Raw genomic sequence first — 13,356 nt, forward strand, 5'->3', positions numbered from 1 at the left:
GACATCACGAGCCGCACCGGCTCCACTGTCAGCGAACTGGCCGGCGGCCTCACCCTGGCGCTGAACCAGACCACCAGCATTTACGGCGAAGTCGGAAAGCTGTGGGCCTCGGGCGGCGCGTCGGATGTGAAGACCTCCCTGCAGGGCTCGATCGGGCTGCGCATGAAGTGGTGAGGGGACGCCGCGCCAGGAATCATCGGTTCCTGGTGCGGCGAGGGTGCCCGCAGCGGCTACCCAAGTCTGGCAAGTGACGGTCTTCGCTTGCCGGGGGAGTAGAGGTGGCAGGCGGCGAATTGGGGGACACCAGTCCTGCCGCAGGTGCGTGCTTGACACCTCCTGCGCTAACGGTCGGCGCCCCAGGTCTCTTCGCACATGAGGCCTTGTGCGCGGTCGGTGTCGCAGGCGAGTGCTTCATGCTTCTTGTCTGCGACATTGGCTCGCAGGTAGCCAAGGCCGTAGTAGACATCCCTTTGAAGGCCCGGCCAGCGTATCAGTTCTGATCTGCCCGGTGGTCCAGCCGCAGGGGTTCACTCCAATCAACAGCCGCTGGTTAGCCAAAGATTTCTGCCGCCCCCGCCGGGTCAGGGTTGCGGCCGAATGGCTGATCGGGTGGCTACGGGGGCGTGCAGATGAAGCTTGATTCAGCGTCTGGATCGCCGCTACCGTTGTACTTTGCGAACTGCGGATACTTGCAGAGCGGGCGTTGCATGGCTTTGGTCCCCGGCGCTGCCAAGCTATTGCTCGCTACGATTTTCTTGCTCGACGGCTTCACGCCCTTTTCGACCCAGTCGAACATGGGCCCGACCAGGTCAACCTGGTCAGCGCCTTTTCCGACACCGAGCCCGTTGGCGCAGTGATCGACGCCAGGCGCCTGATAGTACTCGACAAATTGGTCCGCCGCGGTCTGGCCACCCGCCGAGGCAATCACCTTGTTGTAGTAGTCCGTGGTGTTATGCGGCGTGATCAACCAATCCGTCAGGCCATGCCAAAGCAGCAACTTGCCCCCATGTGCCCTGAACCGCGAGAGGTCCGGGTTCACCGCATCGATCAAGCCGACGAGATAGTCGAGACGCGATGTGTACTGCGCCGGGTCGATCTGCAGGGGATCCGCGGTCGCGCTCTGGGCGACGAAGTACTTCATGAAGTCGCCGCCAAGCAGCATCGGGCCGAGTCCACCCCAGGCTTGCAGAAGCGCCGGGTCGGCCGTTTCTCCTCCAAAGGGAAATCCCGGCCATTTGTAGCGCCCCCCTGCCACGCTGGTGGGCTCGTACATCGTCCTAGCCGATTCCAGTTGGGAATCCGTCAGGCACGAATCCGACTCGGCGCCTGTGCACTTGAGCGCGGACAGGTTGAACGTGCAAAGGTCGGGCCGACCGATAACATTGTCTTTGAGCCCGTCGAGTCCGTCGCACTGGCCCATCACGGCATTGGCAATGGTCTGGACCTTCGCCTTGCTCAGGGCTGCGCCGGGCTTGGCTAACTGCTTCATCTGCTTTTGGTAGTAGAGGAACTGTGGCGTGTAGGCATTCGCGGGTGCGCGCGAAATGACGCCGTCGAACGCGTCTGGATACCGTTGCGCCTGGATCAGGCCTTGGCGTCCACCGCCGGAGCAACCTTCGTACACCATCTTCGCGCCGGCGACTTCTGCGCTGCCCAGGCGGGCCTTCATGATCGCCTTTGCCGCAGGAAGCACCCGTGCCACCGCCAGGTACGCGTAGTCGTTGAGCATGTCGGCATCCAGGGCGAAACTTCCCTCAAGGCTCGACCCGGAGTGCCCGTGGTTCGTCGCGATCGTGGCATAACCCCTCTCGGCCACGCCCGGGCTGGACGCGCTGGCGGTAATCACACCATCGAATCCGCCGCCCCCCATGAAGACGGTCCGATGGTTCCACGCCGTTGGTATCCTGACTTCGAAGGCCAGATCCTTGGGCATCTCGCCGCGTACGAGGCAGTTCTCGGGAACTGCTCCCGCCGTCGGAAAAAACTGCGCCTTGGCAACGACTGCACCTTCGAAAGTCTGGCCCTGCAATTCCTTGCACGCGGCCTCGGCCGACTTGGCCACCACTGGCACCGCAGGCGCTGCACCCGAAGAACCGCCGCCGCAAGCAACCAAAAAAAGGGGTGCCGCCAGCAAGAGCGCGGCCGCCTTCTTCAGAGGGCGTCCAGGGTCCGATTTGCTTGCACGATGTGCTGTGGCGGCGGCGGCCCCTGGCCAAGCGCGAGAGGGCCTATCCAGATTGATCATTTCTGTCTCCAATAGCTCGTTTTAAGAATGGGCAGGCGCCTGCTTGCCCGAGCGAAACGGGTCACCCCTCGGGGCGTGACCTCGACTTAGAGTCCCGGATCGAACAAGACCCTGCCGTACGCGAGCACGCTGACCCGCCCATTCGCGTCCTTCATCGAACCCTCCAGTTCGAGAACGCTTCCGTTCTTCCGGCGGGCGGCGGCCGATGTGGATGTCACGACCCACGCCAGGGTCACGGTCTCAGTTGCGAATACGGGATACAGCAGATCGACCGAAAAGCTCATGCCCAAGACATGGCCCCTCTTGGCGAAGTGAGACCCGACCAAGCCCATCAAGAGTGAGGTCGTATGCGCCCCGCTGGCGATCAGTCCACCGAAACGCGTGCTGTGTGCGAAGTCTGAGTCGTGGTGCAGCGGGTTCTCGTCCCCCGCTGCCCGTGCAAACGTGCGAACCTGCTCGTCATCGAAGCGATGGACGCGCGAGAAGCAGTACCCAGCCTGAATCGCGGGGCCCACCGCCGGCATGCACTCAATCATGAGTTGCCAACCTGGTGATGGCTTCCGTGCTTCCCGCTTCCTGGCGCAATCGGAACTTCTGGATTTTTCCGGTGGCGGTCTTGGGGAGGCTTGTGAACACCACGCGGCGCGGACATTTGAAGTGGGCCAGGCGTTCGCGGCAGAAATTCAATATCTCCTCTTCGGTCGGTGCTGCAACGCCGGCTCGCAGTTCAATGAAGACGCAAGGGACTTCGCCCCATTTCGGGTCTGGCTGAGCGACCACGGCGGCGTGCAGCACCGCTGGATGTCCATGAATCACGTCTTCGACTTCGACGGACGAGATGTTCTCTCCGCCCGAGATGATCACGTCCTTCGAACGGTCGGTGATCTGGGCATAGCCGTTCTCATGGAGCACCGCGACGTCGCCGGTACGGAACCAGCCGCCCGCGAGTGCCTTGCGCGTGGCCGCTTCGTTCTTGAAGTAGCCCATCATCACCGTGTTTCCGCGCAGCATCAATTCACCGACGGTCTTGCCGTCCCGAGGAACAGGATCGAGCGTGTCCGCGTCGCCGACCATGAGGCCTTCGAACATGGCGGCCCTCGCGCCCTGCCTCACTCTGAGCTTGCCTTGATCGGCCGGCGGGAGGTCGTCCCACCCGTCCTGCCAGACACAGCTCACCGGCGTGCCGGATACCTCTGTGATGCCGAAGACATGCTCCACGTCGAAGCCCATGGCCAACACCGCGTCCAGCACGGAGATCGGCGGAGGCGATCCGGCGGTCAGTACACGCACCGGCCGGCTCAACCTGGTGTGCCGCGAAGAGTCCGCCAGCATGGCCATGACGATCGGCGCGGCACAGAGATGATCGACCTGGTGCGCCTCGATCGCCTGCAGTACCGCTTCGGCGGACACCCGGCGAAGGCAGACATGCGTACCCGCCGCTGCCGTGATGGCCCACGTGAAGCACCAACCGTTCGCGTGGAACATGGGCAGCGTCCACAGATACCTCGGCGCCCGCGGAACGGCCCAGTTCGTGTTCTGGAGCAGGCTCATCAGGTAAGTGCCGCGGTGGCTGACGACCACGCCCTTGGGATCGCCCGTCGTTCCGGAGGTGTAGTTCAGGGCGATGGGCTGCCACTCGTCAGACGGCCAGCGGCCCGCGAAATCCGGATCGCCACTTGCGAGCAGCGATTCGTAGTCAGCCTCGCCGATGCGCTCGCCTGGCGGTGCCAGATGATCTTCGATATCGATCACCGAAGGCGGATGGTCGAGCTTCTTCAGCGCCGCGGCGACGACAGCGGAGAACTCGCGATCGACCAGCAGCAGCCTGCACTCGCCGTGCCGCAAGATGAACGCGATTCCCTCCGCGTCCAAACGGTGATTGATGGCGTTGAGGACCGCACCGGCCAGCGGCACGCCGAAATGCGCCTCCAGCATGGCCGGTGTGTTGGGCGCGAGGACGGAGACGGTGTCGCCCGGCTCGATGCCTCGCGCGACAAGTGCCGACGCGAGGCGATAGCAGCGCTCGCGTGTCTGCTCCCACGTCCGCGTCAGATCGCCATGCACCACCGCCACGCGCTTCGGATGCACGAGGGCGGCCCTATCCAGGAAGCCAAGCGGCGTCAGTGGCACATGGTTCGCTTCGCAGCGGTCAAGGCCCGTTCCATAGGACTTCGCACTCATGGTCTTGTCTCCTTGGTGGTGTGGTGAAACGTCGTGAAGGTCGACACCGGCTCGCGCTCGGTGACGAGCGAGTTCTCGATGGAAGCTGGGTCGGCATAGCCAAGGCTCATGCCGCACACGAGCATCTGCCCGACGGGAATCTCCAGGAAGTCGGCGATCTGGCGGTGAAACTTGAGGAACGCTGCCTGAGGGCAGGTGTGAATATTCCGCGCCCTCGCAGCGATCATCACGCTCTGCAGAAACATGCCGTAGTCCAGCAGGCTTCCTTCCGCGAGTTCGCGATTCACGGTGAAGAAGAGCCCGACGGGAGCGTCAAAGAAGCGATAGTTGCGCCCATGCTGCTTGTGCATGCGCTCCTTGTCGCCCTTGGCTATTCCCAGCAGGCCATACAGGTCCCAACCGACTTTTCGGCGCCGTTCTATATACGGGGAAAACCATTCGCGCGGGTAGTAGTCATAGGGCTCCTGAAGGTCCCGCGAACCTTCCGGGTCGTCGTCGAGCTCGGCCAGAGCCTCGGACAGCTTCGCCTTCGCCTCGCCGGTCAACACATGCACGCGCCAAGGCTGCATGTTCATGCCGGAGGCGCTGTAACGCGCCGTCGAGAGAATGGCTTCGACTTCCTCGGAAGGCACGGGCGTGGGCAGGAAAGCCCGTACGCTGCGCCGACTGGAGATGGCCCAATCCACGGCTTCTCTCAGGACTTCTGCGCTCAACGCGGGCGCGGTCACTCGGTTCATTCGGAAAATCCTTGTCTTACTTGGGAGCCATCCGGATCGCACCGTCGAGACGAATCACCTCGCCGTTGAGGTACTGGTTTTCGATGATGTGCAGCACCAGGCCCGCGAACTCGTCCGGACGACCCAAGCGCGGAGGGAAAGGCACCATCTGCCCAAGCGCTTGCTGCACCTCAGCCGGCATGGCCGAAAGCATCGGCGTCTCCATGATCCCCGGCGCCACGGCCACCACCCGAATGCCCACGCGCGCGAGTTCCCTTGCAACGGGCAAAGTCATGGCGGCAATCCCCCCTTTGGAGGCGGCGTATCCCGCTTGGCCAATCTGGCCATCGAAGGCGGCAACCGACGCCGTGTTGACGATCACGCCGCGCTCGCCGTCTTCTGCGGCGCTGTTCTTCGCAATCTGCGCGGCCGCAAGCCGCAGAACATTGAAGGTGCCGACAAGATTGATCTGGATCGTGCGCGCGAAGGCATCCAGGTCGTGGGGGCGCTCGCGCCCCAGCACCTTCTCTGCGGGCGCCACCCCGGCACAGTTGACGGCGCCGTGGAGGTCGCCGAAGGCTTCGCGGAACAGACTCAGCGCGTTCTCGACATCGGCCGCGGACGTGACGTCGGCCCGGACTGCAATGGACCGCTCTCCCAGCTCATCGCAAAGGGCTTGCGCTGCGGCAATGTCCCGGTCCAAAAGAAGGACGGAAGCCCCTGCTCTCATCAGGCGTCGGGCCGTCGCTGCGCCCAGGCCGGAACCTGCACCCGTGATCACGAAACCACGATCTGTTGCTTGCAATTCTTGTCTCCTTCGCGCCTGCTCACCGGCAGGCGCCTTGTCGGTTCACTCTATCCACCGTGTGCCTTTGCGGCCATGTCCGATCACGTCAGTAGCGTGGGGCATACGGACATTCCGATGCGGGCTTTTGCTTGCTAGCTGGCCAATGCGTTCACGGCGCTGGCGCGCGTCGAGTCGGCTCGCGACTGGTTCACGAACGTGACGGCGATAGCCCCTAGAAGCCCGGCAACCGCGATCGCCATGAAGTTCTGCTCCATGGGAAGCTTCAAGGAGACAAGCCAACCGATCAGAACCGGCGCGACGATGGCGCCGATGCGGCCAACGCCGGATGCGAAGCCCACGCCCGTTGACCGTGTCGCGGGCGAATAGAAATCGCCGGCGTATGCATAGGCCAGGAGTTGCGTGCCCAACGTGGAAGCACCAACGATGAACACGGCCAGGAACAGCAGCTCGGTCGACTTCGTATAGGCGAGTGCGGTCAGCGATATGGCACCTACGGCATAGAAGCCGATCAGAACGTGCTTGATATTGAACTTGTCGCTCAGCAGGCCTCCGCCGATCGCGCCAACAATGGCACCGACGTTGAAGACGATCACAAAGTTCAGGGCGGAGCCGAGGCTGTACCCCGCCATGGCCATCAGTTTGGTGAGCCACGAGTTCAGCGCGTAGACCATGAAAAGGCCCGTCATGAATGCGACCCAGATCATCACGGTGCTAAGCCCCCGGCCTTCCTCGAACAGGCTGCGTATGGGTGCTGCGCGCACCTTGTCGGTGGGCGATCCACCGTAGATGGCGTCCACTGCATGCAACTGCTCAGGCGCAATCCTTGCCGCCATCGCCCTGAGCTGTCGTTGGTCACCCTTCTTGACGAGGAACGACAGCGACTCCGGCATCGTCTTGAGGATGAGCGGGATCAGAAGCACAGGGAGCCCTGCCACGTAGAAAACCCACTGCCACCCGTAGCCTTCGATGAGTTGCTTGGCGGTCAGGGCGACAAGAATGCCGCCCACTGAATAGCCGGCAAACACCAGAGTCACCAGGCGTGTGCGCAGATTCGATGGAGCGAATTCGCCCATCTGCGCCGTCACGATGGGGAGCACGCCCCCGATGCCCAGGCCGGCGATGAAGCGGGCGACGCTGAAGCTGATCGGGTCGTTGGTCAAACCGGCCGCAGCGGTGAAAAGGCTGAAGAGCGCAACGCACACCGCGATCATGCGAGGGCGCCCGATTCGATCCGCCAAGGTGCCAAGAGAGATGGCCCCCAGCATCGTGCCGAGCAGCGCGGAGCCGGCCATGACGCCGGCGCTTGTTGCATCGACCCCCATGTCTTTCATGATCGACGGGAGCGCTGCCCCGACGACGGCCAGGTCATAGCCGTCGATGATGAGGATCAGCACGCACCAGAAAAGAACGAGCCCGTGGAATCCATTGAAGCGCGATCGACCCGCCAAGGCGTGCACATCGACTTGTTGCATGTTGTCTCCTGTCGTTAGTGTTGGCCGCTTTGTGCGGCGTCGACCGGAGGTTATTTCTGCAACTCTTCGGTGCCCATGCCCAAGGGCCTCAATATGGGCGGGGCGTCAGGACACGGTAGCTACGGGCGCGGTGAGCATTCCTGCGTCGTGTTGCTGGAGGAGCGATAGGTGCCGGGGCTGACGCCAGTCCACTTCTTGAAGGCGCGATGGAACGCACTCGTTTCCTGGAATCCAGTCTGAGCGGCAACCTCCGCCACGGTCAGCGACGCGCTCGAGAGCAAGTCAATGGCGATGTCCCGGCGCAGGTCGTCCTTCAACCGTTGATAGCTCAACCCTTCTTGTTGCAGCCTGCGTTGTAGGGTTGTACTGGAAAGGCGTAATTCCCGAGCGATCCTTTCCAGCTCCGGCCACTCGTCCGGCATCCGGCTGCGCAAACTCTTTCGGATCTGGGCGCTTGTACTGGCGTCGTTGCGGTATTGAACCAGCAGGTTGGCTGGCGCCGCCCTCAGAAAGCTGTCGACCGTCTCGGGCGTCTCCGCGATCTTCAGGTCCAGCAGGTCGCTCGCGAACACGATGTGCGTGGTCTTGGCATTGAAGCTCACGTTGTCGCAAAACCGTGTGCGGTAGTGGCTGTCGTCGGCGGGAGGCGCGCACCGAAACTGCAGCTCGCTCAAGGGAATGCGCCGATGCACAAGCCAGCATGCCAGGCCGTGCACGAGGATGAACCAGGTGCCGTAGCCGAACAGCCGGCGCAGCACGCCGCCGTCGTGGAGGATCACGCGAGCTTCGCTTTCCGTACGGATCAACTCGCCACGAAAATCGTCCAGCGTCGATCGAAGAAATCTGAGAATGCGGCGCAGGGCGTGTTCGAGGTTGTGCGAGCTGACAGCGGTACGGGTCATGAGCGCATAGCTTCCCCGCCGAAGCCCGTGGCTGTCCAAGCCGAAGAATTCGTCGTCCATCAGATCGGCAAGCGCGACCCACATGCGCGAATACGCCGCTGCGGAGATGCGCGCGCGAGGAGAGTTCAGCAACTCGCGATCCAGCTTGGCGAGCTCAAGGACATGGGTGATCTCCATGTTGCGAAGCTGCGCGGCATGAAGCGCTTCATGCACGAGTTCGATCGCGATGGTTCCCTTCAGTCCTGCGGACTTCATGCTCGTCTCCGGCGAATGGCTTTGATCAGGTGTGCGCGCTCGGCACGATCCAGGGCGGGCGGCAACGCCTCCCGGTTGTGCCGCTGGCGGCACCACGCTGCCCCAAGTCTAGGCGAGTGCGCTTCGCTCGATCCCACGACTTTGACGACGGTTGCAGACTTGTTCGGACTGCCAACGCACCGGAGGGCGAGATTGACCGCCGTCGAGAACCATCTGATCGAACTGCTTCCCGCGAAGGACCGTCGGCGCTTCCTCGCCATCTGCGAACCCATTCCATTGATCTTGGCCGACGTGCTCTGCTCGCCCGGCGAGTACACGCGCTACGCCTATTTCCCCACGGAAGGCTTTATTTCGCTGTTGACGTTGACCGGCGGCAGCCCTGAGCTCGAAGTCGGGATGGTCGGGCGCGAGGGCATGCTGGGCGCGCAAATCGTGCTGGGGGTGGGCACAACGCCCCTGCGTGCGGTTGTGCAAGGTGCGGGGACGGCATGGCGCGTCGACGCGGGTGCCTTCCGCAAGGAGCTCGAACGCAGCGTGGCCTTGCAGCGCGTGCTGAGTCGCTACCTCTACGTGCTGATGGCCCAGCTGACAACCTCGGCCGCATGTCTTCGCTTCCATCAGATCGGCCCACGTCTGGCCCGGTGGCTGCTGATGAGCCAGGACCGAGCCCACTGCGACAGCTTTCGCGTGACGCATTAATACCTGGCCTACATGCTCGGCGTGCGACGCGTGGGCATCACCGTGGCTGCCAACGCCTTGCAGCACAGCGGGCTGATTGCTTACCACCGTGGCGATCTCAAGGTGCTTGATCGCAGCGGCCTGGAAGCGGCAGCGTGCGGCTGCTACGCGGCCGATCGGAAGGCCTACGCCGACACGCTGGACTGACGCCGGCGGTCGGACAACCAGGCAGTGCATTCCGGTTTGTTCGATAGCGAACAGACTGGAATGCGCCGCTTCGGTAACTTGATATCAAGCAAGCACCTAGGAGTGAATCATGAGCATTGGCACCATTCTTCTGATCATCCTGATCCTCGTTCTGATCGGGGCGTTTCCGTCATGGCCGCACAGCCGCAGCTGGGGTTACGGTCCGAGCGGCATTCTCGGCGTCGTCGTGCTCGTGCTGATCGTCTTGTTGTTGACGGGACGCCTCTAGGCACTGCGGTGCAAGCGAGTTCATCAACCGGCGACGTCGACCTGCATCGATGCGAGGATCTGCAATGCCCATGCAATTGCTCGAGCGGCTTTGCTCCGCAGATATGCCAGTGACCATCGACGTGCACGAGGACATCGAGAAATGTGATTTGCTGCGCGCTGCAAGACTGATAGAGGCAGATCTTCCGCCGTTCATGCACTACCAAGGGCGAACAACTTACTCCGGTCAGGCCACGGTGATACGGGTGACGGCCAAGGGCGAAGCGGCCCTGAAGATGCGTGCTTGTTCCCTGTTGAACTCGACACAGCGCCCTGCCGATCTGGAGGCGTCGGACGCACGATAACGGGACGGGCTTGGCTGCTGCGCCAACAAGCTGACGCGGTGTCTACCTACAACAGGGCCTCCTCGAAAGCACGACCTTCTACAGGACATTGGCAATGCGCCCCCCGCATTCGATGTCGATATCCGCAGGAGGCTCCCCAAAATGACGCTTGCCGTTTTTATTGTGGAAGATGAGCCATTGATCCAAGACAGCCTCAAGGTTGTACTCGAGGGCTACTTGCAGGCCGAGGTAATAGGTACTGCGCTCTCCGAGACCGAAGCTGTGGCCTGGCTCCAGGCGAATGAAGAGGCATGGCAGCTTCTCGTCGTGGACCTATTGCTGAAACATGGCACAGGGCTCGGCGTGTTGGCCGCCCTTTCAGCGCTCGGCGGGAAGAGAGGGATCGTGGTGGCGTTGACCAATGCGGCTTCTCCAGACAACCGTGCGGAGTGCATTCGTCTGGGCGCCGATGCGGTCTTCGATAAGGCAGCAGAGGTCAATGAGTTCCTCGCCTATTGCGCTGCCGTGCATTGACGGGCGGTCCCATTGATGCGCGCCTGCAAGCGCAGACAGCTATTTGTATCTTTTCGTACAAGCGCACACTCCGTCCGCCTACAGCCAGTTGTCATAAGCAATGAAAAATCCCTCTCCATGGTGGAACTGGAAAACTCAGATCAACACGGATTGGCAGCCCAGGCTGCCGAATGGCGCCGACGAGCGCTTCGTGGCGATCGAGATGCCCGAGGCATCGCCCACGCGCTCGAAGTGGAAGTCCGACGGCTTCGCGGCAGTGCTCCTGCCATGAGCCAAGAACTGCTAGACACTCGCCCCCTCGCCATTTGGGACTCTGCACGGCCCTGGTGGAAGCGCTGGTAAGGCAGTTCGACCGGTCATTGCACTCCCTCGTTTTTGAAGCAAGGCATCATGCTGCGCAGCCGCGGGTGTTCAGCGGGTCGGCTGCCAAGTTTTTGACGAGAAGCCGCGTCGACATGAATTGCGCGGACGGCGACAGAGTGCGGACCTATGTCGGCGGATCCGTTTTGAATAAACCTCGAACGTTGAGCACGGCCAGGCAAACCTGAAGCGCAACGAGTGCCGTGGCAGATGCGTGCAAGGCCCAGACCACCCACAGCATATTGCTGAACAGGAAAATCCAGAAGCCGATATTCCTGCGTCGCTTCGCGCTGGATGCGACTAGCCAAGCAGCCGTGAGAGATGCGATGAACGCCGGCCATTGGATCAGATCAAGGACTTCACTCACGGCGTCACCCGCCAGCAATTGCCGGTCGCATCGCAGCGCCTGCGGATTCGGCCAGGCGTTGCGCCACGGCATTCAGCAGCGCGCCCGCAAAGCCGCCACGCGCCCGTGCATCGGTGCGAGCGCTGGTCACGACCCGCGGCAGCGAAGTCCAGGATACGCTGCAGCCGGCATCGACCAGCGCATTCACCAGGGCGACGTCCTCGCTGCACGCGAGGTGCCTGAACCCGCCGACGCGAAGATACGCCGCCGCCGAGACGCCGAGGTTTGCGCCATGCACATGGCGATGGGATTCGCAGTCGAAATAGGTCTCCCGGAAATGTGCCTCGAGCAGCGCTGCATGGCTCCCGTGAGGCGACCAGTCCAGCACGGACACCGTTCCACATACAACGTCTGTCTGAAGAGAAAGTTGGGCCGCCAGCCAGTCTTCCGAGACCAGCGTGTCGGCATCGGTGAACGCAAGCCATCTCGCGCCCCTTGCCAGGAGAGCCTTCGCACCCACGGCCCGAGCCACTCCGACATTTCGCGCGCGAATGGTGACGGTCATGGCGCCACAGCTGGACGCCAGGATGCCAGTGGCGTCCGTGCAGTCGTCCAGCACCACGATCGTCTCCACGGGCTCCCCCATCAGTGCGGGGTGCTGCGATGCGATGCGCACTGAAGACAGGCATCCGCGAATGAGCTGCTCTTCGTTGTGCGCCGGGATGACGATACCTAGCATGGTTGAGATCTTGTGCCGTTGTAGATCGGATTGCCTGCCAAGTACCGAAGATAGAGAGCCGCCCGTACACGCCACGTCAGGAGAAACGCGGCGGGCCTGTAGGCGACAGACATGCGGGCTCGACGAAGAAAAACAGCCGCTCGAAGCGGGCGGCTGGACTACGCGCGGGCCATTGCACGGGTGCTAGAAGTCGATCTTCCAAATTCAGGAGCGCACCCATGGCAGCATCAAAGAACGGCAAGTCAAAGGCGGCAGGCTCGCCGACTTCGCCAACCCCGGCGTCAGCGAAGGAAGTGAAGCCGAACCTGCATCAGCAGAGTCACGAGACGCAACGGTACGGGGAAATCATCAAGCTCCCCAACGGGCTGTCGGAGAAGGTCTGCAAGCAAAGCGTGGCGCTGCTGAACCAGTGCCTGGCTGACACGATCACGCTGCGCGACATGTACAAGAAGCATCACTGGCAGGTAGTGGGCCCGACCTTCAACCAGTTGCACCTCATGTACGACCAGCACTACGAAGGCCAGGTGCTGCTGGTAGACATCGTTGCCGAACGGATTCAGCTGCTTGGCGGCGTTGCGCTCGCCATGGCGCCCGACATCGCCGAAGCCACCAAGATCGCCAGGCCGCCGCGCGGGCGCGAACCGGCTGCCGTGCAATTGCGCCGGCTGGCCGAGGCGCATGAGCAGATCATCATCTCGGCGCGCGATGCGGCCGAGCAGGCCGACAAGTCCGGCGACGCCGGCAGCAACGACGTGTTCGTCAGCAACGTGCTTCGCACCAACGAACTGCAAGTGTGGTTCCTGACCGAGCACCTGGTCGCCGCCTCGCCGGTGACTGCCTGACGCCGACCGATGGTGCCAAAGGCTCCGTGCGATAGCCGCTACTTCACATGTCCGAACCCGCGCTCGCCGATGCCTTGCGGCAACTGCAGCTTCGCTACGGTTGCGACCTCGCGCTGAAGCATCTGGTCGACGCGGGCATCGACGTGCTTCCCAAACCGGGCGCCGGCCGGACCCTGGCGCGCTGGCGTGTGCTGGCCGATGTAGCGGCCCATGACCTTTCGTTGGTGAAGCTGTTCGAAGGGCATGCCGATGCTCTCGTCATCCTTGCCGAACTCGGCGCCGCGTCGGCCGCACCCGCGGGTGCGCGCTGGGGCACCTGGTGCGCGGAGCCGCCCGACGCGCGCGTGGTGCTCGACGCAATAGAAGACCATCGCGTTCGCCTGACGGGCACCAAGGCCTGGTGCTCGGGCGCCGCGAGCGTGACTCACGCCGTCGTGAGCTGCTGGAATGCGGCCGGCGAACCGTGCCTTGCGGCTGTGGC

General features: G+C 62.8%; 16 protein-coding genes and 1 pseudogene. 8 read left to right on the forward strand and 9 right to left on the reverse strand.

What is annotated here, in order from left to right; all coding sequences use genetic code 11:
• Positions 1-613 precede the first annotated feature (613 nt).
• The 7 genes from BMW87_RS34265 to BMW87_RS34295 all read right to left on the reverse strand — a co-directional run bounded on the left by BMW87_RS34265 (position 614) and on the right by BMW87_RS34295 (position 8,579).
• Positions 614-2,245 (reverse strand): tannase/feruloyl esterase family alpha/beta hydrolase, encoded by a 1,632-nt coding sequence (locus tag BMW87_RS34265; protein WP_093082990.1) that lies wholly within the window; start codon positions 2,243-2,245, stop codon positions 614-616.
• Positions 2,246-2,331: 86 nt separating this feature from the next.
• Positions 2,332-2,781, reverse strand: a complete 450-nt coding sequence (locus BMW87_RS34270; protein WP_093082992.1) for a MaoC family dehydratase — start codon at positions 2,779-2,781, stop codon at positions 2,332-2,334.
• The gene (locus tag BMW87_RS34275; protein WP_093082995.1) at positions 2,774-4,426 is read right to left on the reverse strand and encodes an AMP-binding protein; all 1,653 of its coding nucleotides are present in this window, start codon (positions 4,424-4,426) and stop codon (positions 2,774-2,776) included. Before BMW87_RS34275 ends, BMW87_RS34270 begins: the two co-directional genes overlap by 8 nt.
• Complete coding sequence (locus tag BMW87_RS34280) at positions 4,423-5,163, reverse strand: nitroreductase (RefSeq protein ID WP_093082997.1); 741 nt, start codon at positions 5,161-5,163, stop codon at positions 4,423-4,425. Before BMW87_RS34280 ends, BMW87_RS34275 begins: the two co-directional genes overlap by 4 nt.
• A 16-nt stretch (positions 5,164-5,179) precedes the next feature.
• On the reverse strand, positions 5,180-5,947 hold the full coding sequence (locus BMW87_RS34285; protein ID WP_093083000.1) for an SDR family NAD(P)-dependent oxidoreductase: 768 nt from the start codon (positions 5,945-5,947) through the stop codon (positions 5,180-5,182).
• Between the two features lie 134 nt (positions 5,948-6,081).
• Positions 6,082-7,422 (reverse strand): MFS transporter, encoded by a 1,341-nt coding sequence (locus BMW87_RS34290; RefSeq protein WP_093083002.1) that lies wholly within the window; start codon positions 7,420-7,422, stop codon positions 6,082-6,084.
• A 119-nt stretch (positions 7,423-7,541) separates the two neighbouring features.
• A complete protein-coding gene (locus BMW87_RS34295; protein ID WP_093083005.1) occupies positions 7,542-8,579 on the reverse strand; it encodes an AraC family transcriptional regulator in 1,038 nt (345 codons plus the stop codon).
• Positions 8,580-8,771: 192 nt separating this feature from the next.
• On the opposite strand from BMW87_RS34295, the gene BMW87_RS34300 reads away from it, so the two are divergent.
• The 6 genes from BMW87_RS34300 (at position 8,772) to BMW87_RS34320 (ending at position 10,859) form a co-directional block, all read left to right on the forward strand.
• Positions 8,772-9,278 carry a Crp/Fnr family transcriptional regulator gene (locus BMW87_RS34300; protein WP_371258890.1) on the forward strand — a complete coding sequence of 169 codons (507 nt, stop codon included), beginning with the start codon at positions 8,772-8,774 and terminating at the stop codon, positions 9,276-9,278.
• A 12-nt stretch (positions 9,279-9,290) separates the two neighbouring features.
• A complete protein-coding gene (locus tag BMW87_RS35800) occupies positions 9,291-9,464 on the forward strand; it encodes a hypothetical protein (protein ID WP_371258891.1) in 174 nt (57 codons plus the stop codon).
• 109 nt (positions 9,465-9,573) lie between these two features.
• The gene (locus BMW87_RS34305; RefSeq protein WP_093083007.1) at positions 9,574-9,732 is read left to right on the forward strand and encodes a DUF3309 family protein; all 159 of its coding nucleotides are present in this window, start codon (positions 9,574-9,576) and stop codon (positions 9,730-9,732) included.
• A gap of 70 nt (positions 9,733-9,802) precedes the next feature.
• On the forward strand, positions 9,803-10,075 hold the full coding sequence (locus BMW87_RS34310; protein WP_093083009.1) for a hypothetical protein: 273 nt from the start codon (positions 9,803-9,805) through the stop codon (positions 10,073-10,075).
• A 141-nt stretch (positions 10,076-10,216) separates the two neighbouring features.
• Positions 10,217-10,588: a response regulator gene (locus BMW87_RS34315; RefSeq protein WP_093083011.1), complete on the forward strand. Its 372-nt coding sequence runs from the start codon at positions 10,217-10,219 to the stop codon at positions 10,586-10,588.
• Positions 10,589-10,688: 100 nt separating this feature from the next.
• Complete coding sequence (locus tag BMW87_RS34320; RefSeq protein ID WP_177192926.1) at positions 10,689-10,859, forward strand: hypothetical protein; 171 nt, start codon at positions 10,689-10,691, stop codon at positions 10,857-10,859.
• A 216-nt stretch (positions 10,860-11,075) separates the two neighbouring features.
• On the opposite strand, the gene BMW87_RS34325 is transcribed toward BMW87_RS34320, so the two are convergent.
• Positions 11,076-11,315, reverse strand: coding sequence for a hypothetical protein (locus BMW87_RS34325; protein ID WP_093083021.1), 240 nt, complete (start codon positions 11,313-11,315; stop codon positions 11,076-11,078).
• A gap of 4 nt (positions 11,316-11,319) precedes the next feature.
• Positions 11,320-12,033: a glycosyltransferase family 2 protein gene (locus BMW87_RS34330; protein WP_093083016.1), complete on the reverse strand. Its 714-nt coding sequence runs from the start codon at positions 12,031-12,033 to the stop codon at positions 11,320-11,322.
• A gap of 218 nt (positions 12,034-12,251) precedes the next feature.
• Between BMW87_RS34330 and BMW87_RS34335 the strand changes: the two genes are divergently transcribed.
• On the forward strand, positions 12,252-12,875 hold the full coding sequence (locus tag BMW87_RS34335) for a Dps family protein (protein WP_093083019.1): 624 nt from the start codon (positions 12,252-12,254) through the stop codon (positions 12,873-12,875).
• 47 nt (positions 12,876-12,922) lie between these two features.
• A pseudogene (locus BMW87_RS34340) lies at positions 12,923-13,356 on the forward strand (acyl-CoA dehydrogenase); the annotation flags it as partial.

Origin of the sequence: Variovorax sp. OV084, from assembly GCF_900111625.1 — a bacterium.
Lineage (GTDB): Bacteria > Pseudomonadota > Gammaproteobacteria > Burkholderiales > Burkholderiaceae_C > Variovorax.